The following is a 24,167-nucleotide window of genomic DNA, read 5'->3' as shown; positions in this document are numbered from 1 at the left end:
TCCTCAACGACGGGTGATACCCAGCGCCGCGGTCGCGGTGCTGGCGAAGGTCTGGCCAAGGCGCGAGCCGGCGTCTGCCACGGCGGCGACGGCGCGCTCGATGGTCGGGCCGCCGGCGATCGCGGCGATCTTGGCCGCGTAGCGCGGATCGGTGGCATAGCCGGCGCGCTGCAGGCCACGGGCGAAGCCCTGCACGTCGGTGCCGGCCTGCAGGGCCTGCTGGTAGCGCGGGCTGGTCTTCAGCAGGCGCACGTAGTCGGCAAAGCTCTCGGCCGGCGAACTGTAGGCGCGGAAGCTGGCGGTCTCGTTGCGGCGCACGCCATCGACATATTCATGGGTGCCGGCTACGGCGCGCTGGCCGTTCCAGCCATTGGCCTTGATGCCGAACAGGTTGTGCGAAGTGCTGCCGTCGGCATGCTTGATGTGGCGCTTGCCCCAGCCGGTTTCCAGCGCCGCCTGGGCGACCAGGGCGCGGGCATCCACGCCCAGTTCCTTGGCCGCACGCTGCGCGTGCTGCCAGATGCTGGCGACGAAGCCTTCCGGGGTGTGCTCGCCGAGCTGGGCGACAGCGGTGCGGGTCGCCATCGCATCGGCCGGGCTGATCGCGGTGCCGCGGTTGCTGGCGGTGGCCGACCACTGGTCGCTGTTGGCGGCCCAGTCCTCGCCCTGCAGGCTGCCGATGTACGGATCGTCGGTGCCCAGCGAGCGGTGCATGCTGCTGCTCTCGCGCCCGGCGATCAGATCCAGGGCCTGCTCCATCGGCGCCACTGCCGCCTGCGCACCGTGCTGCGCACCGGCGGCCATCTGCTGCAGCAGGCGCACCGCCTGGCTGCCGTCTTCCAGTGGCATCGACGGTGCCGGCCTGGCCGGTGCATTGAGCTGGTAAGCACGGCTGGCCTTGGCCGGATCCACGCGGGTATCCAGCGCCGAGCCATCGGCGGCCTGGCCGGACAGCTGCCGGCTGATCATGCTGGACAGGCCCAGGCCTTTGCCGCGGGTCATCGCCTCGGCAATCTTCTGGTCGTACATCTCGCGGAACATCTTGTTCTCGCCGGGAAACAGCGAGTCGCCGAAGCTGGCGTCACGCATGCTCTTGACCAGCATCTGCGCGAACTGGCCTTCCAGCTGGCGCGCCACCTTGTCGATCCTTGCCGGATCGTTCTGTTGCGCCGGGTGCAGGTCGAATGCGGGATTGATGCGCATGTCAGATCACCTCGAGCTCGGCACTCAATGCGCCGGCCTGCTTCAGGGCTTCCAGGATCGCGATCAGGTCGCCCGGTGCCGCACCTACGGCGTTCACCGCATGCACGATCTCGTCCAGGGTGGTGCCGCCGCTGAACTTGAACATGCGGCTGCCGTCGTTGGTGGCGGTGATGGTGGACTGCGGGCTGGCCACGGTGCGGCCGCCGGACAGGGCATTGGGCTGGCTGACGTTGGTGTTTTCCTGGATGGTCACGGTCAGCGAACCGTGCGAGATCGCCGCGGGTCCCACGCGCACCTGCTGGCCGATGACCACGGTGCCGGTGCGCGAATTGACCACCACCTTGGCCGGGGCGCTGCCCGGGGTCAGTTCCAGGTTCTCGATGCGCGCCAGCAGGCCGACGCGTGCGCCGGGGTCGGTCGGCGCGGTGACCGCGACGGTCACGCCATCGATCGCGCGTGCCGCACCTTCGCCGAAGGCGTTGTTGAGCGCGGCGACCATGCGCGAGACCGTGGTGAAATCGTTGTTGTGCAGGTTCAAGGTGATGTCGCCGCCGTTGGCCAGCGGATCGGGCAGGGCACGCTCCACGGTGGCGCCGTTGGGAATACGGCCGACGCTGGGCACGTTCACCGAGACACGGGAACCATCCTTGCCCTGCGCACCGAAGCCACCCACGATCAGGTTGCCCTGGGCGATGGCGTAGATCTGCCCGTCGGCCCCGCGCAGCGGGGCCATCAGCAGCGAGCCGCCGCGCAGCGACACCGCGTTGCCGATCGAGGACACCGTGATGTCGATCGGCTGGCCGGGCTTGGCGAACGGCGGCAGTTCAGCGTGGATCGCCACCGCCGCCACGTTCTTCAGCTGCGGGTTGACGTTCGGCGGCACGTTCACGCCCAGCTCGCCGAGCAGGTTCTTCAGGCTCTGCACGGTAAAGGGCGCCTGGCTGGTGCGGTCGCCGCTGCCATCCAGGCCGACCACCAGGCCGTAGCCAACCAGTGCGTTGCCACGCACGCCGCCGACCTGGGCCAGGTCCTTGATGCGCTCGGCGCTGGCCGGGGCTGCCACGACCATCAGCATCAGCGCGACGAACGACGCCACGCGGCGCTGCCAGGAAGAAGAGGGGAGGAGTTTCATGGCCATACTCAGAACGGCGTCAGGCCGGAATTGAAGAAGCGGCTCAGCCAGCCCATCGCGTTGGACTGCGCGACCGGTCCGCGGCCGCCGTAGACGATGCGGGCCTCGGCTACGCGGCTGGAGGGAATGGTGTTGTCCTGGCTGATGTCGCCAGGGCGCACGATGCCCTGCACCTGCACCAGTTCATCGCCCTGGTTGAGCCGCAGGTTCTTCTGCCCCTGCACCACCAGGTTGCCGTTGGGCAGGCGCTGGATCACGGTGACCGTAACGCTGCCCTGCAGGCGGTTGCTCTGCGCGCTGTTGCCCTTGCCGGTGAAATCACGCTTGCCTTCCGCACTGGCGCTGAGGATGTCCTTGCCGCCCAGGGTGACCGGCGCGCCAAAGATGCTCGGGCTGCCCAGGCTCAGGTTGGACTCCTTGTTGGTGGCGGTGTTTGCACTGGTCTGCGCGGTGGTGCTTTCCAGCAGGGTGATGGTCAGCAGGTCGCCGACATCGCGTGCGCGGCGGTCTGAATACAGCTGCAGGGTCGGGCCGGCGGCATAGATCGCCCCGGCGGTGGGCGCGGCCTGCGGCGGCATGATCGGCTGGATCGGCGCCATCGCCGGGTAGGGGCGCACGTCGCCCGCGATCACGCAGCCACCGAGCAGGGCGGCCACGGTGCAGGCGAGGGCAGTGCGGGCAAAGTTGGAAATGGGCGACATGGCGGTTTCCCGGTTGGGCCGGTCAGATCTTGTTGTTGAGATAGCCGAGCATCGAGTCGGTGGTGGAGATCGCCTTGGCATTCATTTCGTAGGCGCGCTGGGTTTCGATCATCGACACCAGCTCTTCCACCACATTGACGTTGCTGCCTTCCAGCGCCCCCTGCACCACGGTGCCGAGGCCGTTCAGGCCGGGATTACCGTTCTGGGCCGGGCCCGAGGCCGTGGTTTCCAGGAACAGGTTCTCGCCGCGCGCCTGCAGGCCGGCCGGATTGACGAAGTCGGTCAGGGTCAGCGCACCGACTTCCACCGACGCGGCGTTGTCGGCCATCTTCACGCTGATGGTGCCGTCGCTGCCGATGGTGACCGACTGCGCGCCCTCGGGAATCTGGATGCCCGGTTGCACCGGGTAGCCGCTGTTGGTGACCAGCTCGCTGTCCTGGTTGATCTTGAACGAGCCATCACGGGTGTAGGCCGAGCTGCCGTCGGGCATCTGCACTTCGAAGAAGCCGCGGCCGTTGACCATCACATCCAGGGCGCGACCGGTCTGCTGCTGGCCACCCTGTTCGAAGTTCTTGGCGGTTGCTACCACGCGCACGCCGGTGCCCAGCTGCAGGCCGGTCGGCAGCTGCGTCTGCGCCGACGAAGAGCCGCCCGGCTGGCGCACCTGCTGGTACAGCAGGTCCTCGAAGCTGGCACGGTCCTGCTTGAAGCCGGTGGTGTTGGTGTTGGCGAGGTTGTTGGAAACCACCGACATGCGCATCTGCTGCGCATCCAGTCCGGTTTTCGCGATCCACAATGCCTGGTTCATCTTCGATGTCCTGTCTGGTGAAACCGGCCGCGTGGTGCGGCCCTTGTATGCGGGTGTGCAAGCGGTGTGCCAGCGCCGGCATCAGCCGGCGCCGGAATTCCGTCAACTGCCCAGGCGCAGCATGCTGTTGGCGCTGCGCGCGTTTTCGTCGCCGTGTTTGATCACCTGCACCTGCATTTCGTACTGGCGCTGCAGCTGGATCATCTGCACCAGTGCCCCGGCCGCATCGACATTGCTGCCTTCCAGCTGGCCGCTGTGCACTGCGGTGCCCTGTGCCGGTGCGAACGGCTGTTGCGGGTCGGTATTGCGGAACAGGCCATCCAGGCCGCGCTCGAGGCGCTCGTCCGGTGCCTGCACCACCTTGATCCGGCCGATCTGCGCCATGGTCTGCGGGCCTTCACCCTGCGGGATGATCGAGATCGTGCCGTCGGCACCGATCTCCATCGCCTGGTAGGGCGGAATGGCGATCGGGTTGTTGTTGTCATCCAGTACCGTGCGGCCGCCGGAGGTCACCAGCTGGCCATTGGGGGTGACCGACAAGGCCGCGCCGCGCGTATACGCCTCGCTGCCATCGCTGGCCTGCACTGCCAGCCAGGTGCCGCTCTGCAGCGCCAGGTCCAGCGGTTTGCCGGTGATGTGCTGCGCGCCGGGCGTGCGGTTGAAGCCAGCGTCGACGTGCAGCGCATCCACCCGCGAGGCAAAGCCGGGGCCGCGGATCGGGAAGGCTTCGGTGTTGGCCAGCGCTTCCTTGAAGCCGGGGGTGTCCGAGTTGGCGAGATTGTGGCTGAGCGTTCCCTGCGCCTGCAGGGAGGCGCGGGCACCGGTCATCGCCACGTAAAGGGCTTTATCCATGCGGGGAGTTCCGTGACAGGGTCAGCGGGTCATCAACGGATGTTGATGACCGTCTGGGTGATCTGGTCCTGGGTGGTGATCATCTGTGCGTTGGCCTGGAAGTTGCGCTGCGCGGTGATCATGTTGACCAGCTGCTCGGTGAGGTCGACGGTGGACGCTTCCAGCGAACCTGCCTGGATCTTGCCGAGGTTGGAGGTATCGGGCATGCCGGTGCGCGGCGTGCCCGACTCGAAGGTCTCGACCCACAGGTTGTTGCCCTTCGATTCCAGGCCCTGCGTGTTGTTGAAGGTCGTCAGCGCCACCTGGCCCAGCGGCTTGTCGTCGCCGTTGGAATAGCGGGCGTAGACCACGCCGGATTCGGACACGGTGATTTCATTGAGCTTGCCGGCGGCATAACCGTCCTGCTGGGTGTTGCGCAGCGCGAACTTCTCGCCGTACTGGGTCGAGCCGTTGATATCCAGCGTCATGTTCAGCTGGCCGGCGCCGGTGGTGGGGGTGAACGTGCCGAGGCCGACCTTGCCGTTGGCCGGGGCGGTCAGCTTGCCGCTGTTGTCGAAGGTGACCGCGGTCGGGGTGCCAGCGGGCTGGCCATCGACATAGTTGTGCACGGTCCATTCGTTGGGGTTGGCTCCCTTGACGAAGTACGAGACCTGGATGTGGCTCACGCCCAGCGAGTCGTACACGGTGATGCCGCCGCTGGAATGGTTGTAGCTGTTGGAATCGGCCGGGTCGAAGGTGGCCACCGTCGGCTGCTTGGCGTTGGCCGGCAGGGTGAAGCCGACCTTCACTTCGCTGGTCTGCTTCGGCGGGCTGTCGGTGGTCAGCAGCTGCAGGTCGACCAGGCGGCCGGCGTCGAAGTTGGTGCCATCGGCATTCGGTGCGAACACCTGCAGGCGCGCACCCTGCGGATTGACCACGTAGCCGGCCGAATCGGTCTGGAAGTTGCCGGCACGCGAATACACCCGCGAACCGTTCATGTTCATGGTGAAGAAGCCCTCACCGGAAATGGCCATGTCCAGGCTGCGCCCGGTCTGCTCGTTGTGGCCCTGGATGAACTGCTGGGCGACGTTGGAGACGCGCACGCCCGAGCCGGTCTGGTTCTTCGACAGGCCGTAGCTGGTGGAGGCGAACAGATCGGCGAACTCGGCGCGCGACTGCTTGAAGCCGGTGGTGTTGACGTTGGCGACGTTGTTGGCGGTGACGCTCAGGTCGGTGTTGGCGGCATTGATGCCGGACAGCGAGACATTGAAGCCCATGGGATGCTCCTGGTTGATGCGGGATGTGCGGCTCAGCTGACGCGGAGCACGTAGTCGATCGGGGCCGTGCCCAGGCCCTTGAGGTTCAGGTACAGGCCGTCGGAACCGACGGTCACGCTTTCCACCGGCGCCTGCACGTAGGTGGACAGCTTGGTGCTCTTGCCGGCGGTATCGACATGGTTGGCGACGATGGAGTACTTGCCCGGCTCCATGCGTTTGCCGTTGGCGTCCTTGCCGTCCCACTGGAAGGCGGTTTCGCCGGCGGCAGTGGCTTCCACGCTCAGCGAGGTGACCTTGGCGCCGTTGGCATCGGTGATGTCCACGGTGATGATGCCGGCCGACGGCGCGGCCACCGTGCCTTCGACGCTGCCCTCCTTCTCCAGTACCAGCTTTTCCGACGGCACCAGCACCTGGTGGCCGACCAGTGCCGCGCCACGCAGCACCTGGTCGCTGGCCATCGACTCCTGGAAGCCCTTCACCGTCTTGTTCAGATCGGTGATGCCCTGCACGGTGGACATCTGCGCCATCTGCGCGACCATCTGGGTGTTGTCCATCGGCTTCAGCGGGTCCTGGTGCTGCAGCTGCTCGGTCATCAGGCGCAGGAAATCGGCCTGGTCCAGCGTGTTCTTCTTCTTGGTGGCGTTGCTGTTCGGGGCGTTCAGACCAAGTGCGGTATAGACGTCCTGGTTGGTCTGGTTGTTGACGGCGGTGGTCATGGCGGTATCCGGTACTGCGGGCCTCAGCGGCCCATGGTCAAGGTGGCCAGGGCCAGTTCCTTGGCGGTGGTCAACATCTCCACGCCGGCCTGGTAATTGCGCGAGGTCGAGATCAGGTTGACCATCTGCGCCACCGGGTCGACGTCGGGCTGGTAGATGTAGCCATCGGCGTCGGCCAGCGGGTGGCCCGGCTCGTAGCGCTTGATCGGCGCGGCCTCGCTCTGGGTGATCTCCTTCACCTTCACCGAGGTGATGTTCGGATCGTTCTTGCTGGTGACGGCCTGGAAGATCGGTTCCAGCGGCTTGTACACGGCGTCGGCGGAACCGGCGACGGTGTCGGCGTTGGAGAGGTTGGAGGCGATGGTGCTCATGCGCACCGACTGCGCCTGCAGCGCGGAACCGGCGATATCGAAGATCGGCAGGTTGCTCATGGCTTATTGCCCCGTGATCGCGGTCAGCATGGAACGCACCTTGCTCTCGACGAAGCTGAGCGAGGCGCGGTACTCAAGAGCGGCGCGGCCATAGGCGGCACGCTCGGCATCGGGATCGACGGTGTTGCCGTCCAGGCTGGGCTGCACGCCTTCGCGCGCGATCTGGAACGGATTCAGGCCACTACTGATTTCGTAGTGCTGCTCATGGGTGGTGGCCATCAGGCCGTTGGCATCCTGCCCCTGGGCGTGGCGCAGGGCGGCATCGAAGTCCAGGTCCTGGGCCTTGTAGCCGGGCGTATCGGCATTGCCGAGGTTGCTGGCGATCAGCTTCATCCGCTGTTCGCGCAACGGCATGGCCTGGGCGTGGACGCCCAGGTAGTCGGTAATCAGGTTGCGCACGGTGCACTCCCACGGGAACGTTGCCCGGCGGAGACCCGTGACGCGGCCTTACGCCGCCATCGCGACCTTGCGCAGGCGGTCCAGCACGAAGTCAGCCAGCTCGTGCGGCGAGTACTTGGCGACGAAGGCATTGGCGCCGACGCGCTCGACCATCGCGTTGTTGAATACGCCCGACAGCGAGGTATGCAGCAGCACGTACAGGCCGGCAAGGCCAGGGTGGCGCCGGATTTCCGTCGTCAGCGTATAGCCGTCCATGGCCGGCATTTCGATGTCCGAGATGACCATGGCATAGCGCTCGGCCGGGTTCTCGCCCGAGGCGTGGATCTGCAGCAGATGGTCCAGCGCCTGCTTGCCATCGGAAAGCAGGGTGGCGCCAACGCCCAGCTGGTCCAGCACGCTGCGGATCTGCTGGCGGGCCACGCGCGAATCGTCCACCACCAGCACCTGCAGCTGCGGGCCATCGGCAGGCATTGCCATTGCTGGATCGAGTACGGCATCACCGCGTACCTGGGCGATATCGGCCAGCACGCTTTCAACGTCGATCACCTGGATCAGCTCACCCTGGAAGCGGGTCACCGCCGTCAGGTAGCTCGATTCGGCACCCAGTTCCGGCGGCGGGTGGATGTCTTCCACCGCGATGTTGACGATGCGCTCCACGCCGCTGACCAGGAAGCCCTGGATCGAACGGTTGAATTCGGTGACGACCAGGTAGCCAGGCGAGGTGTCCGCGTCAGGCTCACGCTCGGGGTGGCCGATGGCCAGGCCCAGGTCGAGCACCGGCACCGAGCGGCCGCGTACGTCGGCCACGCCGGCAAACTGGCTGGGCAACCCGGGCACCTGGAACAGCTCCGGGCGCCGCAGGACTTCCTGCACCTTGAAGACATTGACGCCAAAAAGCTGACGTCCGCCGAGACGGAACAACAGCAGCGCCAGGCGGTTGTGGCCGGCCAGTCGGGTTCGCTGGTCGATCCGGTTGAGCAGGTCATGGGACATGGCTGCTGTATCGGCGGGGTGGGCGCCAAACTTGAGGGCGCTCTGCCGCCTGCGCGGTCCGCACCACGTTTGTAGAGTCGACTGCCAGTCGACCGCTCTTCGATGCGATCACGGAAAACCCCGTGCTTCGCGCGAAAGTCGACTGACAGTCGACTCTACCCATCCGGTCGCATCCCCATCCCGGATCCGATCAACGGGTCCCGGCGCTCTGGCACACCCCTTGCACGCACCAGGGCCAGATTCCATCGACAGGAGGCGCCATGCGCCGGGTCACACCTCTATTCGCCATCGTGCTCGCCGCAGCCGCGCCATGGGCAGCCGCTGCAGAGTGGCAGCCGGTTGCCAGCATCCGCGCGGCGGCGTTGTCGACGCTGCCTGCCGGGAGCGAGGGGGAGGCGCAGGTGGCCGATGCGCTGCGCCTGCCCAAGTGTGGCGGCGCGCTGCAGGTGCAGCCCACCGCCAACACCACGGTGGAAGTCAGCTGTCCCGACGCCGGTGGCTGGCGCCTGTTCGTGCCAGTGAAAGTGCGGCGCAACCAGACCGTGCTGGTGCTCAACCGCGGAATCGGTACTGGAGAAACCCTTACCGCTGCCGATATCACCACTGCCCAGCGTGATGCCGCCCGGATTGCCGGTGCGGTGCTGGCCGATCCCAACGCAGCGATCGGCCGCATCGCCCGCCGTCCGTTGCAGGCCGGGGCCCTGCTGTCGAGCAACGATCTGGTGGTGCAGCGTCTCATCAAGCGAGGAGACAATGTGGCGCTGGTCTCGCGTCGCGGCTCGGTCGAGGTCCGTATTGCAGGCCGTGCGATGGGTGACGCGGGTGAGAACGAGCGGGTCTCGGTCGAGAACCTGTCCTCGCGGCGGATCGTGCAGGGCACGGTCGACGCCGCCGGTGACGTAATCGTGGCGCGTTGAATTACCGCAGAATATCCCTAAAGATCACGGCCCTGCGGCCGTTATCCCATGTGAACGGCAACTCCAGGACACCCCATGAGCCAGAAAATCGACGGCAACCTGCAGGTCCCCCAGGCCCTGCGCAGCGTGACGACCCCGGCCAACAAGCCCGGTGTAAGCACCGATGCGGCGGCACGCCCGGTCGAGGCGGCCGACAGCCTGCGCCTGACCGGCGAGGCCACCAATCTGCAGGCAATCGAGCGTGAGCTGACCACCGCCCCGGCAATCGACGCCCAGCGCGTGGCCGCCGTGCGCGAGGCGCTGCAGAACGGCACCTACAAGATCAATCCGGACGCGATCGCATCGCGCATGCTCGAGCTGGACCAGCAGCTGCACGGATGACTGCGGCGATGAGCGAGCCGCTGCAGCGTCTTGCCCAGGCCCTGGACGTTGAACGCCAGGCCCTGGTCGAGCACGACGTGCACGCCCTGATCCGGGCCACCGGCGCCAAGCTGGAAGCGCTGCGTGCGCTGGAAGGCGCGCCGCCGGTCGGGGAAGGCGAGCAGCTGCAGGAACTGGCCGAACGCAACCGCGCCAACGGCGTGCTGCTGTCGCGCCGGCGCCGCGAGGTCAACTGGGCCCTGCGCCAGCTCGGGCGCACCGAAGATGCCTCGGCCTACGATGCCAAGGGGCAGGCGCACACCGTCACAGCGCGCCGCCCACTCGCCGTCGCCTGAGGCGGCGGTCGAACAACCCCATCACGCGGGCTGAAGCCCGCTGCACGAGCGCGTATATTGGGCGTCTGTTCGAATGCCCCCGAGTCGCCGTGTCCGCTGCCAACGCCCTGGTTACCGCCCCCCTTCCGCCACAGCCGGTACTGCAGGCCCTGCTTGAGCGCCTGCGCGAAGGGCTGCTGCTGTTCACCGAAGACGGGCAGGTTGCGCTGGCCAATCCAGCCGCGCAGAACCTGTTGGCAAGCGGTGAGGATGGTGCATTGCCGCCCCCGCAGCGGCTTCGCGAGCTGCTGCCCCCCGATGCGCTGGAACACGCGCGCCAGCATGGTCACTGGAACGGCAGCCTGCCGCTGGGCGAGGGCGTGGTCATCGCCCACCTGTATCACCACGGCCCAGTGGGGCAGGGGCACTTCCTGGCCTTGTTCCGTCATATCGAAGGACAGGAAGACTACGAGCGAGAACTGCAGCAGCGCCACGCCGAGCTGCGCCAGGCCTACCTGCGGCTCAACGGTACCCAGGAGAAACTGCTGCAATCTGAGAAGATGGCCTCGATCGGCCAGCTTGCTGCCGGCGTCGCGCACGAGATCAATAATCCGATCGGCTACGTGCACTCAAACCTGGGCAGCCTGCAGGAGTACCTGCGCAGCCTGTTCACCGTGATCGAAGCCTACGAACGCGCGTTGCGTGCGCCGGACCCGAAGGCGCTGATCCCGGAGATCGATGACATCCGTGACCGCCTGGACATCGATTTCATCAGCCGCGACCTGCCGCAGCTGATGGCCGAATCGCGCGAAGGCATCGAACGGGTGACGCGCATCGTGCGTGATCTGAAAGACTTCTCGTATTCCGGGCGTGACGAGTCGTGGAAGCTGGTCGACCTGCACGCGGGCCTGGAATCGACCATCAACATCATCTGGAACGAGCTCAAGTACAAGGTCACCCTGGTACGCGAGTTCGGCCAACTGCCGCTGGTGGAATGCCTGCCATCGGAGTTGAACCAGGTCTACATGAACCTGCTGCTCAACGCGGGCCATGCCATCGCCGAGCGCGGCACGATCACCGTGCGCACCGGCGTCGATGGCGACCAGGTGTGGGTCGAATTCGAGGACACCGGCGGTGGCATCTCGCCGGAACTGCGCCAACGCATCTTCGATCCGTTCTTTACCACCAAGCCGGTGGGCAGTGGCACGGGCCTGGGCCTGTCGATCTCCTACAGCATCATCAACAAGCACCATGGCCGGATCGACCTGGACAGCACCCCGGGCGTGGGCTCGCGCTTCCGCGTGGTGCTGCCGGTGAAGCAGCCGCGCTGACCGCTTCGGGTAATGCCGGCCGCTGGCCGGCAACCTCATTGCACCCGGCATGCAGAGCAGCCGGCCAGCGGCCGGCTCTACCAGGCTGGATCGTTACCGCAGCGGGCGGTCCTCGCCGCCGTCTCCGCTCTCCACCGGCGCCGGTCCGGCGTTGCTGCGGCGCTGTTCCTCGTACGTGCGGAACGCCTGGTGGATATGCTTGCGCAGCTCGTCGTCGTTCCATGGCTTGGTCAGGAAGCGGTAGATCGCGCCGCGGTTGATCGCATCGGTCACCGTGTTCAGATCGGTATAGCCGGACAGCACCAACCGGATCGTGTCCGGGTACAGCATCTTCACCCGGCCGAGGAACTCGGTGCCGCTCATGTCGCTCATGCGCTGGTCGGACAGGATCACCTGCACGTCGTTGATCGCCAGCAGGTCGAACGCATCACGCACGTTGCCGGCCGCCAGGATGCGGTAGCCGTCGCGACGGAACAGCCGCACCAGCGATCGCAACACGTTCTCTTCGTCGTCCAGCAAGAGCAGCGTGCGGTCGGGGCGGGTCTCGGCGAAAGCTTCCGGGCGCAGGTAGCGGCGGCGCAGGGTCATGCCTGCGGCATCGGCCGACATCGGTTCGCCGAACAGGTAGCCCTGGAACACATCACAGTCGTTGCGACGCAGGAAGCCAAGCTGCGCCTGCGATTCAACGCCGTTGGCGATCACCGTCATGCCCAGCTGATGGCCCATGGCGATGATCGCGCGGGCGATGGCCGCCTCGCGGTTGCCGGCCGGCGCGCTCTTGATGAAGCTGCGGTCGATCTTCAGCTTGTCCACCGGGTAGCGCACCAGCGCACTGAGACTGGAGTCACCGGTGCCGAAGTTGTCCAGGCTCAGGCTGATGCCCTCGTTGCGCAGGTTGGCCAGCGTCTCATGCACGAAGTTGACGTTGTTGGTCAGCGCGCTTTCGTTGATTTCCAGCGTCAGCATCTGTGCCGGTATGCCCGCGGCCTGGATCAGGCCCATCACTTCGGCGAAGAAGTTCGGCCGCAGCAGCTGCAGGGTGGAGACGTTCACCGCGATGGTGAAATCGTCGAAGCCTTGGTCGCGCCACAGGCGGGCCTGCTTGAGTGCACCTTCCAGCACCCAGGTGCCGATCTGCACGATGATGCCCAGCCGCTCGGCGGTGCGCATGAAGCGCTCCGGCACCAGCATGCCCAGCGTCGGCGACTGCCAGCGCAGCAGCGCTTCCATGCCGACCACGTGGCCATCGCGGGCGCTGACCAACGGCTGGTAGCGCAGTTTCAGTTCGCCGTTGGGAATGGCATCGACGATCTGCCGCGCGATGATGCTCTCGCTGTGCGCGCTAGGCGGCGTGTCCACTGCGTGGATGCGCACCGCGTTGCCGCCCTCGCGGGCGGCCTGGTACAGCGCATCTTCGGCGTGGTCCAGCAGGCGTGAAACGTTGCTGGCATGCTCCGGGCACAGGCTCACGCCCAGCTTGCCGGTCATGAACAGCGTGTACGGCAGGACCGACAGCGGCAGTTCCATCTGCTGCCGGATTTCCTCGGCGAAATCCTCCGGCAGTGGCACCTCGGCTGTGCGTGGCACCGCGATCAGGAACTCGTCGCTGCCGTGGCGCCACAGCTTGCCGCGCCCTCGCAGGTAGGACTGCAACCGCTGCGCAACCAGCACCAGGGCCTGGTCACCTACCTCGGCGCTCATGTTTTCGTTGACAGAGGCGAAGTGGTCGATGTCCACATGCATCAGCATGAGTGCGGTACCGCCCGAGGCCGCCTCGGCGACCATCACCTGCAACTCGGGGTTGCCGGCACCGAGGCGATCAGGCGCATCATCGATGCTGACCGGGGGCTGGTTGGGATTCCACATAGGCTCAGTAGTCCGGTGACTCGGCGGCGGCCATGCTGGCTGCCTGGTAGGGGAGATGAACGTCGATCAGGGTGCCTTCACCGTGCGCGGATTCGATCCGTACATGGCCACCGACGCTCTGCGCACGCTCGCGCATCACGATCAGGCCCAGTCCGCGCGGGCCGTCGGGGTCGAAACCCTCGCCGTCGTCGCGGATCTGCAGGTGCAGGCCGCGCTGGCCGACGTCGCGCAGCTGCAGCTGTACCTGGCTGGCACGGGCGTGGCGCAGCACGTTGGTCAGGCTTTCCTGGGCAATACGGAAGCAGGCCTGCTCGATGCTGTTGTCGGGACGGTGCGGCAGCGGCTCGATCTCGGCCAGCAGCTCCACCGGCGAGGAACGGAACAGTACCCGTGCCTGCCAGCTCAGCGCCGCTTCCAGGCCCAGTGCGTCCAGCTGCGGCGGCCGCAGCAGGGTAGAGATGTCGCGCAGCTTGGCCACCGTGGTATCGGCCAGGCTGACGATCTGTGCCAGGTCCTCACCGCGGCGTTGCGGATCGTCCTCGTCCTGCGCGGCATAGGCAGACAGCTTGATCGCCGTGATCGCCTGGCCGATATCGTCGTGCAGGTCGCGCGAGATCGCGCGGCGCTCATCCTCCTGCAGCGAGAACAGGCGGCCGGCCATGGCCTGCAGTTCGCGGTTGCTGGTTTCCAGTGCGCTGCGGATGCGTTCGGAATCACTGAGATCGCGCACGATCAGCAGCTTGCAGTCGCGGCCGCCATAGCGCACCTCGCCCACTGCCAGGCCGGCATGGAAGCTGCGGCCATCTGCGCGCTGCATCGCCACCACGCTGCTGTGGCCCGGCCCCAGGTGCAGCTGGCCCGCACGCAGCTGGCTGCGCACGCGGGCCAGATCGGCGCTGTCCACCAGTGCCGAAAGCGGTTCGCCCAGCAAGGTGTGGCTGCCATAGCCGAACAGGCTGGCGGCCCAGGCGTTGGCGTACAACACGTGTTCGTCGGCTAGGATCACCACACCATCGGGCAGCACCCGCACCAGCTCGCGGAACTGTTCCTCGCGCTCGCGCAGCAGGCGACGCGACTGCTCGCGCTCGGTCACGTCCTGCAGGGTGCCCAGCACGCGGCTACGGCCAGCTTCATCGATACCGCTGGCGGCGCGCAGGTGCACCATCAACGCGCGCCCGTCCATCGACAGGACGGGCAGCAGCACGTCCACCTGCACCGGCTCGCCGGAGCATAGTTCGGCCAGCAGCTGTTCGGTCTGGGTGGCAGTGGCCGGATCGGCCGGCACCAGCAGTTCGTCGAAGCGGTGCCAGCGGCGGGCCTCGGGCGGGCGGCGGCCAAGCAGCCGGTAGACCTGGTTGGAGTAGCGACCCAGCCCGGTGGACGGGTCCAGCTCCCAGGCGCCGATACGGGCCAGCTCGTGGGCTTCCTCGACCCGGGCCAGCGCCTGGTCGCGGCGCAGCTGGGCCAGGTCTTCGGCGGTGCGGTCGATGGCAATCAGCAAGCGGGCGTTGTGGCCGTCATAGCTGATGGCGTTGGACCGCAGCTCCATCTGCCGTAGCGAGCCATCACGCAGTTGCAGCTGGGCACGCAGGATGCAGAGCTCCTGCGGCGCCTCGCGGATCGCCTCCAGCTTGGTCTGCAGTGCCTGGTCCTGGCCGGGCGGCCACAGCACGTCGATGGTCTTCTCCAGAAGGTCACCGCGCTCCCAGCCGAACGCGCTGCAGGCAGCCGGATTCGCGTCGAGGATCGCCAGCGTGTCCAGATCGTAGACCAGGATCGGGCCGGGATTGCCCTCGAACATCTGCCGCAGGCGCAGCTCGGAGGCCTGTTGGCGCGCGTGGGTGTGCAGCACATGCTCGGCCAGCGGGCGCAGCAGCAGATACAGCAGGCCTGCGCTGGCCAGGGCGAAGAACGAGCCCTTCAGGCCCTGCCACAGTGCCGCCTGCTGCGGATCGGGCACCAGCGCCTGCACCACGCTGTCGGTAGAGATCATCCAGGCCAGCGCCATCACCAGGTAGCTCAACACCACCCGGCGGCGGTCACGGCTCAGCGCCTGCGCCATCCGCGGGTCGGGAACAGGGGCGTTGCCGGTCGGTTCTGCAGGCATGGACGAGGCGGGTGACAGGGGCGCTGGTCATCTTACCCCGCAGCACGCCGTGACCACTCAATTATCCGCCGCAGGCGCCGTTAACCACTGCGTGCCCCGCTGACGGGCGTGTCATCCGGAGCAAGATCGCGTGGACCAAGGGATCATCGCCAGCCTGCTGCAGCACCCGCTTGCGTCGGCGCTGGTCATCGTCGACCGTACCGGGCGTCCGTTGGCGGCCAATCCGGCCGCGCGCGAGCATGGCCTGCCAGCCACCGTGGCGGCCTATGCGCCGATGCTGGAAGATCTGCGCCTGATGGCCGCCGATGGCGGCATCGTGGCCTGCACGCTGCCGGGCGGCCCGCGCGGCCACTACGACGGCCATCTGCGTGCGGTGCACGACGGCGCAGGCAACCTGCTGGCCTTCACCCTCAGCATCCCCGAGCCGGTGCCGGTGGACGGGGGAGGGCGCTGGGAGCTGGCGCTGGACAGTGCCGGCCACAGCCTGTGGGACTGGGACATCCCCAGTGACCGCGTGATGCGGACGCCGGCGCTGGGCGACGAGACCGCCACCGAGCTGCTGGCTCGGGTGCACAGCGAGGACATCGCCCTGGTGCGCGCAGCGCTCGACGAGCACCTGCATGGGCGCAGCGAGCAGTACAGTGCACAGTTCCGCTTCCGCCAGGCCGATGGCCAGTGGCGTTGGGTGCTGGATCGCGGCCGCGTGGTCGCGCGCACCGCCGATGGCCAGCCCCTGCGCATGGTCGGCACGCATACCGATATCGAGCAGCAGAAGCAGCTCGAATCGCTGCTGCAGGAACAGCAGCTGCACCTGAGCGAGGCCCAGCGCATCGCCAGCATGGGCAGCTGGTCGTTCGATCCCAACAGCGGGCATTTCTGGTGGTCGCCGGAACTGCGTTCGCTGCTGGCCCTGGAGCAGGGCGCCGTTCCGGGCCAGCGGCGTTGGCTGAAGCAGCTGCATCCACGCTCCCGCGGCGCGCTGCGCGCGGCATGGCGGCGGTTATGGCGCGATGGCCGCGCTGCCAACCTCGAGCTGGAGCTGACCCGCGGCCATGAGCCTTCGCAGCACCTGCGCCTGTGGATGCAGCCGCTGCTCGACATGGACGGGCAACCCAAGCGCCTGCTCGGCCAGGTACAGAACATCACCGAACAGCACCAGACCGATGCGCTGATCCGCTGGCGCACCGAACTGCTGAACCGGGTCTCCGCGCTGGGCCGCATCGGCGGCTGCGAGATCGAGGTGCAGACCCGCAGCATGCAATGGACCGAGGAGTGCTACCGCATCCATGGCCTGCGCAAGGAACCGATCACCCTCGACCAGGCGTTGGCGCTGTACACGGAGGACTCGCGCAACGCGTTCGAGGCGGCACTCGCCCGTATCGCCAACGGCGGCCTGCCCGAGCAGCTGGACCTGTGCTTCTACCGCCAGTCCGGCCTGCGCGTGTGGGTGCAGGTGCTGATTGAACTGGACCGCCGTGACGGCCTGCCGCCGCGGTTCGTTGTCCTGTTCCGTGACATCACCCGCGAGCGCGAAGCCAACGAACGCATCGAACTGCTGGCCCACTACGACCTGCTGACCGGCCTGCCCAATCGTGTGCTGCTCGGCGAGCAGACCGCCGAGGCCATCGAGGAAGCACGCGACCGCGGAACCTCGCTGGCGATGCTGTTCATCGACCTGGATGGCTTCAAGACCATCAACGACAGCTTCGGCCACGCCACCGGCGATGCGCTGCTGAAGGCGGCGGCCACCCGCCTGCACCAGAACCTGCGCAACAACGACCTGTTCGGCCGCTTCAGTGGCGACGAGTTCATTGTGGTGCTGCGCGACCTGGCCGAGCCGGAAGACGCCGGCCACGTGGCGCGCAAGCTGATCGCCTCGTTGGCCGAGCCGCTGCGCCGTGGCGAGACCACGTTGAAGGTCGGCGCCAGCGTCGGCATCGCGATGCTGGGCGATGCGCAGACCGACTTTGATTCCCTGCTGCGTGCTGCCGACGCCGCGATGTACGCGGCCAAGGAAGCCGGGCGCAATACCTACCAGTACTACAGCCAGGACGCATTGGCCCGCATCCAGCGCCGGCTGGACGTCGAGCATGCCCTGCATGGGGCCATCGAGCGCGACGAGTTCAGCCTGGCCTACCAGCCGTTGCTGCACGCTCACCACGGTGAGCCACCGGCGATCGAGGCACTGTTGCGCTGGCACCGGCCCGGGATTGGCTACTGCAGCCCGGCCGAGTTCATTCCCATTGCCGAAAAGTGCGGCGAGATCGTGCGCATCGGCGACTGGGTGCTGAACGAGGCCTGCCGCCAGGCAACCGCCTGGGACCGCGCCGGACTGCAGTTTGATCGCATCGCGGTCAATGTGTCGGCGGTGCAGCTGCGTGATCGTGGCTTCGCCGAACGCGTGATCGAGATCTGCCATGCCCATGGCTGGCCGCCGCAACGGCTGGAACTGGAGCTGACCGAGTCGGCGCTGATCCGTGACACCGACATCCTGCGCCATTGCTTCGACGTGCTCGAACGGCACGGCGTACCGTTGGCGGTGGACGACTTCGGCACCGGCTTCTCCAACCTCAATTATCTCAACCGCTTCCCGGTGGGGCGCCTGAAGATCGACCGCAGCTTCGTGCAGGGCATGCTGCACGACTCCGGTACGGCCGAAGTGACCCAGGCCATCGTGCACCTGGGCCATGCGCTGGGCATGAAGGTGGTGGCGGAGGGCGTGGAAACGCACCAGGAAGAAGACATGCTGCGCCGCCAAGGCTGCGACGAGATCCAGGGTTACCTGTACTCGCGCCCGCTCAGCCCGCGCGACCTGGCGCAGTGGCTGCGCCAGCCACAGCCGGTTTCGCTGCGCACCGATGCCAGCGGCGAAGCGGTGCTGGTGCGCTGACCACCCGACGCTGGTAGGTGCCGACCGTTGGTCGGCACGGATGCATGTACCTCGCGATCATCCACGCATGGCGTGGTTCTACTTGCAGCACCTGCAGTGGCGAGTGCCGGAGCCTGCCACGGTGGGTGCCGACCGTTGGTCGGCGCCGATGCCAGAGATCGCGACCAGCAATGAACGGCGCGGGTTTACCTGTCTTCAGCATCAGACCGCAAGGACCGTCTTGCTGCTGTCTGCTTGGCGAGTGACTTCAATTCAGCGAGACGATCCCGCTTGACCAGGTGCGCTGCCTGCCAGCCACCTTCAACAACCGAGGGTGAGAAGCTGTAGATCTCGTTGGGAGCCAGGTGGCCCAGTAAATCGAGTGCGCGTGCGTACAGGGGCTGCTCGTCATCGTCGGTGGCATCGAGATCGGGCGCGTCCAGGACGTGCAGCAGGAACTCCAGTTTCCAGTTGCGTTCAGTCGCGTCGGCAGTGGCTGCTACATCCGAGTCCGCCGAAACCTGTCCGCTGTGCGGGTCGATGCTGATATGCATGGAGGTGTTCTCTCCACACAAGAACATCTGGCCGAAAGGTGTCACCGCATAGGCATGGAACCGATCAGCACCCTCCATCGGAGTGCCCTGCAGGAAGGCTGCGACAACCCCTGAGTACAGGTGCGGATCGACCAAGATGAGCCTGTCGTCGCGATAGCGTGCGAACCCGTCGCGTCGCCACAGCGCCAGCAGCAGGTCGGGCAGCACGCCCTTCCATGAGGCAAGAGTCGCCTCGGAGAGCGCCTCGCCCCGGGAGCTCGCACTGAAGCTCTCCATGAACGCCCTGGTTTCAAAGCTTGATTCCTGCGCTTCGATGCCTGGTTCCACCAACGCATTCCTCCCGGCGTCGAATGGCAGATAATCCAGGAATGTCAGCATTCGCTCGGCCTGTGTGGCTTCCTTGTTCGCCTCCTGAGTTGAGATGATGGCCGCTGTGTTTCCAGAGACGAGCAACAATGTTCCCGCCGAAAGGCTTTGCCAGGGCTCGTTCAGCACCAGATAGCGCTCGGGTGCCTCGTCTACATCCGCGTCCAGGATGATGACCTGTGGACCATCCTTCACACACCCGGCGGAGATCTCGACAGTTGCATCGGTCACACCTGCATCAGGATCGGTCACATCTACAGGTGCGGAGTAGGGCTGTTGAAACTCGCCGAAGGACTGGAGCGCTTGGTGAAGGGCGAGCAGGGAGTCGGGATCTACGGCAAGCGGTTCTGAAGCAACCGGGAGCTGCAAAGCGAGTGAAAGGCAGAGGGCGGCGCTGGTCATCGGGCTGATCTGAACCGGAATCGGCCCTTTACGATGAAAGGCCGAGCGCTCACGATCCATGCAAACAATCCGAAAATCGTGAGTCGCGGGGCATCATCCACGCATGGCGTGGATCTACCTCGAAAATTCCGCCTTCAACTGTATGCGCAGCGCCTCGTCGATGGCGGCATAGCGCCGCTTCTGGACCAGATAGCTGGCCAGGAACAGCGGCAGTACCAGCAGCATCGGCGCCACCATCGGGCGCATCGCCACCAGCGGCAACAGCAGCAGCGACAGGATCGCCACGAACCAGCTGCACAGGCCCGTCACCCGCACCTCGTGCCGTCGCGCGTTGAGTACGATGCGACCGCGCATCACCGGGAAGTAGCGCAGGCCGAAGCTCGGCGCGAAGCTCTCGCGGAACGCCATGCTGCCATCGGGCAGCGCATGGAAGGCCAGTCGCAGCCACTTGTCCTGCGGCAGGTCACGTTCCAGGCTTCCCAGCGAGAGGCGGGCCTGCATGGCCGGTGACGCCGCAATGCGTTCGTTGAACAGGGTGATGCCCCAGCTGAAATAGCTGGCCGCCCAGGCCATCATAAGGACGGTCTCGATCAGCAGAAGTGCGATCAGGGCGATGGCCATCGGTCTTCCATGAAGGGTACCGGTGGATCATGCCATGCGCGACGGCCCATCCACGCATGGCGTGGATCTACTTAAGCGCATCCCCATCCAGCCCGAGATCCCAGGCCAGGCCCAGCAGCGCCTCGTCCGCCCGCGACGGGGCGGGGCGCGCGTCCGCCAGCTGCTGCAGTTCGCGGATCTCCTCGCGGGCGACCTCTTCCAGTTGCTGCAGCTGCTCACGCACGCTCGCGTTGCGCGGGCGCTCGGTGTCGGTGAGGGCGGGCAGGGCGCGGATCAGGGTCATGGTGCGCGTACAGGATGCATCCAATGGCGGGTTACAGGCAAAGGCCCCGGACGAACCGGGGCCTTGCGGGCTGCCGGCGAGGGCAGCGGGCATCAGGATCAGAACAGCTCGACGGTGCCGGCGCCCATGCTCTGCTGGGCAACCGGCTTGTGCGGCGGGCGTTCCCATTCGCTGCGCAGTTCGCGCAGGCGGCTGCCGGTGCGCTGCAGGGCGGTGGCGATCTCTTCGTCGAACACGCCGCCATTGCGGTGCAGCAGTTCCTGCAGCGCCACCGCTTCACGGTTGATCGCGGTCAGGCGGTCCAGGTGGGTGTGCACGCCGCCCAGGGCCTGGGTGGCGATGTCTTCGAACTGCAGGGCGCGCACGGCCTCGGCCACGCTGCCATCGATCGCACGGGCGCACTCGGACACTTCACGCATGCCGTCGCCCAGCGAGGCATTGATCTGGGCCACGTTGTCGAGCATCGCGGCCGCTTCCTGGCGCGCTTCACGGGAGCGGTCCATGTCGCGCGAGGCCATGTGCGAAACCGTCTCGCGCACCTTGGCGATGGCGTCCTTGGAGCTGTGTGCCAGCTTGCGGATCTGCTCGTTGAAGGTGGTCGAGCGCTCGGACAGGTTGCGCACTTCGTCGGCGACCACGGCGAAGCCACGACCGGCTTCACCGGCACGCGCCGCTTCGATGGCCGCGTTCAGCGCCAGCAGGTTGGTCTGGTCGGCGATCGACTTGACGTCTTCCAGCAGCGCGAAGATGCCATCCAGGTGCTGCGCCATCTGGTCGATGTGCTGCACGGTGGTGCTGCTCTGGCCGCTGACCTGTTCCAGCGCTTCCACCAGCTGCTCCATGCGGTGGCTGGCGTGCTGGGCGAAACGGGCAACGTCGAGGCCGGCATTGCCTTCGTCACCGGCGCGGTCGACGATGCGCGACAGGGCCTGGCTCTGCTGGCGCGACTTGCGGTTCATCGCATCGAAGCTGCCACCGAGGCTGGAGACGGCCTGGCGGATCAGGTCACGGGCGCGTTCCACTTCGCCGCGCGAACCCTCAATCTCGTTGCCGACGAAGTTGCGCAGTTCGGTCAGCAGCTGGTCCTGCTCACGCAGGACACGGGCATGTTCCGGGGAACGGTGCGCCTGGGCGCGGGTGGTCCACCACGCAAAGCCGAGCCAGCTCAGCGTCATCGTGGTCAGGATCGCCCAGCGCAGGGCGGCCGGCCATTCGAAACCGATGGCGAAGGGGAGCAGCAGGGTCAGAGCCAGGGGGGCGGCCAGACGGATGAAAATGCGTGAGTACATGGACGTTCTCGGGAGGTGCACGGAGGATGTATCGGCCGTACCCCCTTTCTCTTTAACGTCGATGTGCCCCGAAGTGCATTCTGAATGCGCCGGTTTTCCGGCGCTGGCGGTGATTCGGTGTCCGATTCCCTTTTCCATGGAAAAGCGCCCGGACCCCATGCGCTTACGCCAGCTGGCGGTCCACCGCCTCGATCATCGCCTTGCGGCCGAACAGGAAGTCCCAGTAGCTGCCGCCTAGCTGCCGCCATAGCACCGCCGAGCGCACCGCTGCCAGCAGCAGGGCGCGGATCTCGGCCACCACGCCAGCCTGGCCCAGGTAGTGCGGGTTGCCCTGCACCATCACCCGCGGCTTGAGGTGGCTGATGGTGTCCGCGTACAGGCTGCCCAGGCTGGCCAGCACATCCGGGTGGCCGCTGTCGCCCAGCTCGGCGGCCTGGCGCTGGGCGCGCTCGATGCCCGAGGCGACCTTGTTCACCGTGGCGCCATCCTGAACGAAGCGGCGCTCCAGCTGCAGCACCGACAGGGCCAGCTTGGGCAGGATCGGATCCTGGCCCTGGTTGCGGAAGTAGTTGTGCAGCAGGCGCAGCCCGGCCTTCAGTGCATGGCGGTCACCGAATACCGCCTGCGGCGAGGACGCATCGACACGGAACACGCTGTCCACGGCGGTGCGCACGGCGGCGGCGTCGGAATGGCCGGTATCGGCGATGCGGCGTACCTGCTGCAGGGCCTGGGCAATGCCGGCCAAGGCCAGGACGCGGTCGTCGACAGTGAAACTCATGCAGCGGATACCTCAAAAGGGGAGGGGGTGGTGCGCAGGCGCTGTTCCAGCGGCGCATCGGTGGCGGCGATCACCGCGCCACCCAGGCACACATCGCCGTCATACAGCACCAGCGATTGACCGGGGGTGACGGCACGCTGCGGGCGCGCGAAGGTGACCAGCACGCTGCCATCGTCCAGCACGTCGACCGTACACGGCTCATCGGGCTGGCGGTAGCGGGTCTGGGCGGTGCATTCGAAGCGTCGCGCGGGTGGCGAGCCCGAGATCCAATGCGCCGGCTCCGATCGCAGGCGCTCGGACAGCATCCATGGGCTGTCGCGGTCCTGGTCGACGTACAGCACGTTGCTGGCCACATCCTTGCCGACCACGTACCACGGTGCGGCCGGGCGGCCGCGTACGCCGCCGATGTTCAGGCCCTCGCGCTGGCCCAGGGTGAAATAGAACACGCCCGGATGTTCGGCGATCACGCTGCCGTCGGCCGGGTCAAGGATCTGGCCGGGCCTGGCCGGCAGGTAGCGGCCGAGGAATTCGCGGAAATCCCGCTCGCCGATGAAGCAGATGCCGGTGGAATCCTTCTTGGCGTGGGTCGGCAGGCCGACGTCGCGCGCAATCCGGCGCAGGTCGGTCTTTTCCAGGTCGCCGATCGGGAACAGGGTCGCTGCCAGCTGCGCCTGGCCCAGCTGGTGCAGGAAGTAGCTCTGGTCCTTGGAGCGGTCGGCGCCACGCAGCAGCAGCCATTGGCCACCGCGCTGGGCTACGCGCGCGTAATGGCCGGTGGCGATGCGCTCGGCGCCCAGCTCGCGGGCGGCATCCAGGAAATGCTTGAACTTCACCTCGCGGTTGCACAGCACGTCCGGGTTCGGCGTGCGGCCGGCCGCGTACTCGGCCAGGAAGTGCTCGAACACACCCTGCCAGTACTCGCTGGAGAAGTCCCGGAAGTGGAACGGGATACCGAGCAGGCCGCATACGGCGACCGCATCGCGGCGGTCATCCTCAGCGCGGCAGTCACCGCTGCCGTCGTCGGCCCAGTTCTGCATGAACAGGCCTGCCACGGCCTCGCCCTGCTGTACCAGGCGCCAGGCCGCGACGGAAGAGTCTACGCCACCGGAGACGCCCACCATCACGCGCGGCGTGCTCATGCGACCTCCCGGACCAGCGAAAGCGGATGGCGCTGGCCACCCAGGTAATCAGCCACCACCTGCCAGACCAGCGGGCTGCGCTGGCGCTCGTCGGCGGCCTGCAGTTCGGCCGGGGTCAGCCACAGCGCGCGGTCGATGCCGGTGTCCAGCGGCTGCGCCGGGTCGTGCGAGAGCGGGCGCGCGGCGTAGCAGAAGCGCAGGAACGCGGTGCCGTCGCCGGCAGTCCACTGGTAGCAGCCGATGAAATGGGTCAGCTGCACGGTCCAGCCGGTTTCCTCGCGGGTCTCGCGCAGGGCTGCCTCGGCCAGGCTTTCGCCCGGCTCGAGGTGGCCGGCAGGCTGGTTCAGCACCTGGCGGCCGTCGATGGTCTCTTCAACCAGCAGCACGCGGCCGCCGTCGACCACCACCGTGGCGACGGTGGCGTGCGGTGCCCAGCGCGGGTCCGGCGTGGCGTTCAAC

The 24,167-nt window shown here is 66.9% G+C and carries 24 protein-coding genes; 5 read left to right on the top strand and 19 right to left on the bottom strand.

Translation table 11 applies throughout. From position 1 onward, the window contains the following. Nucleotides 1–3: 3 nt before the first annotated feature. From flgJ to O0J15_RS08040, 10 genes are all read right to left on the bottom strand, one after another. A complete protein-coding gene (gene flgJ, locus O0J15_RS08085) occupies nt 4–1,203 on the bottom strand; it encodes a flagellar assembly peptidoglycan hydrolase FlgJ (protein WP_308305458.1) in 1,200 nt (399 codons plus the stop codon). A 1-nt stretch (nt 1,204) separates the two neighbouring features. Next, complete coding sequence (locus O0J15_RS08080; RefSeq protein WP_019659617.1) at nt 1,205–2,341, bottom strand: flagellar basal body P-ring protein FlgI; 1,137 nt, start codon at nt 2,339–2,341, stop codon at nt 1,205–1,207. Nucleotides 2,342–2,343: 2 nt separating this feature from the next. Continuing rightward, a complete protein-coding gene (gene flgH, locus O0J15_RS08075; RefSeq protein ID WP_019659618.1) occupies nt 2,344–3,036 on the bottom strand; it encodes a flagellar basal body L-ring protein FlgH in 693 nt (230 codons plus the stop codon). Between the two features lie 22 nt (nt 3,037–3,058). Beyond that, nucleotides 3,059–3,844 (bottom strand): flagellar basal-body rod protein FlgG, encoded by a 786-nt coding sequence (gene flgG, locus O0J15_RS08070; protein WP_005416457.1) that lies wholly within the window; start codon nt 3,842–3,844, stop codon nt 3,059–3,061. Between the two features lie 102 nt (nt 3,845–3,946). Then, nucleotides 3,947–4,696, bottom strand: a complete 750-nt coding sequence (locus O0J15_RS08065; protein ID WP_019659619.1) for a flagellar basal body rod protein FlgF — start codon at nt 4,694–4,696, stop codon at nt 3,947–3,949. Between the two features lie 32 nt (nt 4,697–4,728). Next, on the bottom strand, nt 4,729–5,952 hold the full coding sequence (gene flgE, locus O0J15_RS08060) for a flagellar hook protein FlgE (RefSeq protein ID WP_019659620.1): 1,224 nt from the start codon (nt 5,950–5,952) through the stop codon (nt 4,729–4,731). A 32-nt stretch (nt 5,953–5,984) separates the two neighbouring features. Continuing rightward, nucleotides 5,985–6,668 (bottom strand): flagellar hook capping FlgD N-terminal domain-containing protein, encoded by a 684-nt coding sequence (locus O0J15_RS08055; protein WP_019659621.1) that lies wholly within the window; start codon nt 6,666–6,668, stop codon nt 5,985–5,987. Nucleotides 6,669–6,691: 23 nt separating this feature from the next. Further along, on the bottom strand, nt 6,692–7,099 hold the full coding sequence (gene flgC / locus O0J15_RS08050) for a flagellar basal body rod protein FlgC (RefSeq protein ID WP_005416461.1): 408 nt from the start codon (nt 7,097–7,099) through the stop codon (nt 6,692–6,694). 3 nt (nt 7,100–7,102) lie between these two features. Beyond that, nucleotides 7,103–7,498: a flagellar basal body rod protein FlgB gene (flgB, locus tag O0J15_RS08045; protein ID WP_005409576.1), complete on the bottom strand. Its 396-nt coding sequence runs from the start codon at nt 7,496–7,498 to the stop codon at nt 7,103–7,105. A 48-nt stretch (nt 7,499–7,546) separates the two neighbouring features. Next, complete coding sequence (locus tag O0J15_RS08040; RefSeq protein WP_019659622.1) at nt 7,547–8,491, bottom strand: chemotaxis protein; 945 nt, start codon at nt 8,489–8,491, stop codon at nt 7,547–7,549. 260 nt (nt 8,492–8,751) lie between these two features. Between O0J15_RS08040 and flgA the strand changes: the two genes are divergently transcribed. The 4 genes from flgA (at nt 8,752) to O0J15_RS08020 (ending at nt 11,434) form a co-directional block, all read left to right on the top strand. After that, complete coding sequence (flgA, locus tag O0J15_RS08035) at nt 8,752–9,408, top strand: flagellar basal body P-ring formation chaperone FlgA (protein WP_019659623.1); 657 nt, start codon at nt 8,752–8,754, stop codon at nt 9,406–9,408. Between the two features lie 75 nt (nt 9,409–9,483). Further along, complete coding sequence (flgM, locus tag O0J15_RS08030) at nt 9,484–9,789, top strand: flagellar biosynthesis anti-sigma factor FlgM (protein ID WP_019659624.1); 306 nt, start codon at nt 9,484–9,486, stop codon at nt 9,787–9,789. Then, nucleotides 9,786–10,124, top strand: coding sequence for a flagella protein (locus tag O0J15_RS08025; protein ID WP_010485882.1), 339 nt, complete (start codon nt 9,786–9,788; stop codon nt 10,122–10,124). The genes flgM and O0J15_RS08025 overlap by 4 nt, the downstream gene beginning before the upstream one ends. Before the next feature lie 89 nt (nt 10,125–10,213). Next, nucleotides 10,214–11,434 (top strand): ATP-binding protein, encoded by a 1,221-nt coding sequence (locus O0J15_RS08020; RefSeq protein WP_019659625.1) that lies wholly within the window; start codon nt 10,214–10,216, stop codon nt 11,432–11,434. Between the two features lie 93 nt (nt 11,435–11,527). Here the strand turns inward: O0J15_RS08020 and O0J15_RS08015 are convergent, their stop codons facing one another. Together O0J15_RS08015 and O0J15_RS08010 are read right to left on the bottom strand one after the other, a co-directional pair. Then, the gene (locus O0J15_RS08015; protein ID WP_019659626.1) at nt 11,528–13,300 is read right to left on the bottom strand and encodes an EAL domain-containing protein; all 1,773 of its coding nucleotides are present in this window, start codon (nt 13,298–13,300) and stop codon (nt 11,528–11,530) included. 4 nt (nt 13,301–13,304) lie between these two features. Continuing rightward, nucleotides 13,305–15,407 carry a PAS domain-containing sensor histidine kinase gene (locus O0J15_RS08010; protein ID WP_058980052.1) on the bottom strand — a complete coding sequence of 701 codons (2,103 nt, stop codon included), beginning with the start codon at nt 15,405–15,407 and terminating at the stop codon, nt 13,305–13,307. Between the two features lie 130 nt (nt 15,408–15,537). Here O0J15_RS08010 and O0J15_RS08005 point away from each other — a divergent pair, with 130 nt between their 5' ends. Next, a complete protein-coding gene (locus O0J15_RS08005) occupies nt 15,538–18,297 on the top strand; it encodes a GGDEF domain-containing phosphodiesterase (RefSeq protein WP_134731944.1) in 2,760 nt (919 codons plus the stop codon). Between the two features lie 185 nt (nt 18,298–18,482). Here O0J15_RS08005 and O0J15_RS08000 read toward each other — a convergent pair whose 3' ends face one another. The 7 genes from O0J15_RS08000 to O0J15_RS07970 form a co-directional block, all read right to left on the bottom strand. After that, a complete protein-coding gene (locus O0J15_RS08000; protein WP_308305456.1) occupies nt 18,483–19,658 on the bottom strand; it encodes a GAD-like domain-containing protein in 1,176 nt (391 codons plus the stop codon). A gap of 54 nt (nt 19,659–19,712) precedes the next feature. Further along, nucleotides 19,713–20,219 (bottom strand): hypothetical protein, encoded by a 507-nt coding sequence (locus tag O0J15_RS07995; protein WP_308305455.1) that lies wholly within the window; start codon nt 20,217–20,219, stop codon nt 19,713–19,715. 67 nt (nt 20,220–20,286) lie between these two features. Further along, nucleotides 20,287–20,502, bottom strand: coding sequence for a hypothetical protein (locus O0J15_RS07990; protein ID WP_111098325.1), 216 nt, complete (start codon nt 20,500–20,502; stop codon nt 20,287–20,289). Between the two features lie 98 nt (nt 20,503–20,600). Next, on the bottom strand, nt 20,601–21,791 hold the full coding sequence (locus tag O0J15_RS07985) for a methyl-accepting chemotaxis protein (RefSeq protein WP_019659632.1): 1,191 nt from the start codon (nt 21,789–21,791) through the stop codon (nt 20,601–20,603). 163 nt (nt 21,792–21,954) lie between these two features. Continuing rightward, nucleotides 21,955–22,569 carry a high frequency lysogenization protein HflD gene (gene hflD, locus O0J15_RS07980; protein WP_021201771.1) on the bottom strand — a complete coding sequence of 205 codons (615 nt, stop codon included), beginning with the start codon at nt 22,567–22,569 and terminating at the stop codon, nt 21,955–21,957. Continuing rightward, on the bottom strand, nt 22,566–23,708 hold the full coding sequence (mnmA, locus tag O0J15_RS07975) for a tRNA 2-thiouridine(34) synthase MnmA (RefSeq protein WP_155029505.1): 1,143 nt from the start codon (nt 23,706–23,708) through the stop codon (nt 22,566–22,568). Before mnmA ends, hflD begins: the two co-directional genes overlap by 4 nt. Further along, nucleotides 23,705–24,166 (bottom strand): NUDIX hydrolase, encoded by a 462-nt coding sequence (locus tag O0J15_RS07970; RefSeq protein ID WP_180877462.1) that lies wholly within the window; start codon nt 24,164–24,166, stop codon nt 23,705–23,707. Before O0J15_RS07970 ends, mnmA begins: the two co-directional genes overlap by 4 nt. Nucleotide 24,167: the final 1 nt, after the last annotated feature.

Source organism: Stenotrophomonas sp. Sm10, from assembly GCF_030985515.1.
GTDB classification, from domain to species: Bacteria; Pseudomonadota; Gammaproteobacteria; order Xanthomonadales; family Xanthomonadaceae; genus Stenotrophomonas; species Stenotrophomonas hibiscicola.
Note: the sequence above shows the minus strand (reverse complement) of the source record. Positions and strands in the feature narration are given on the sequence as shown.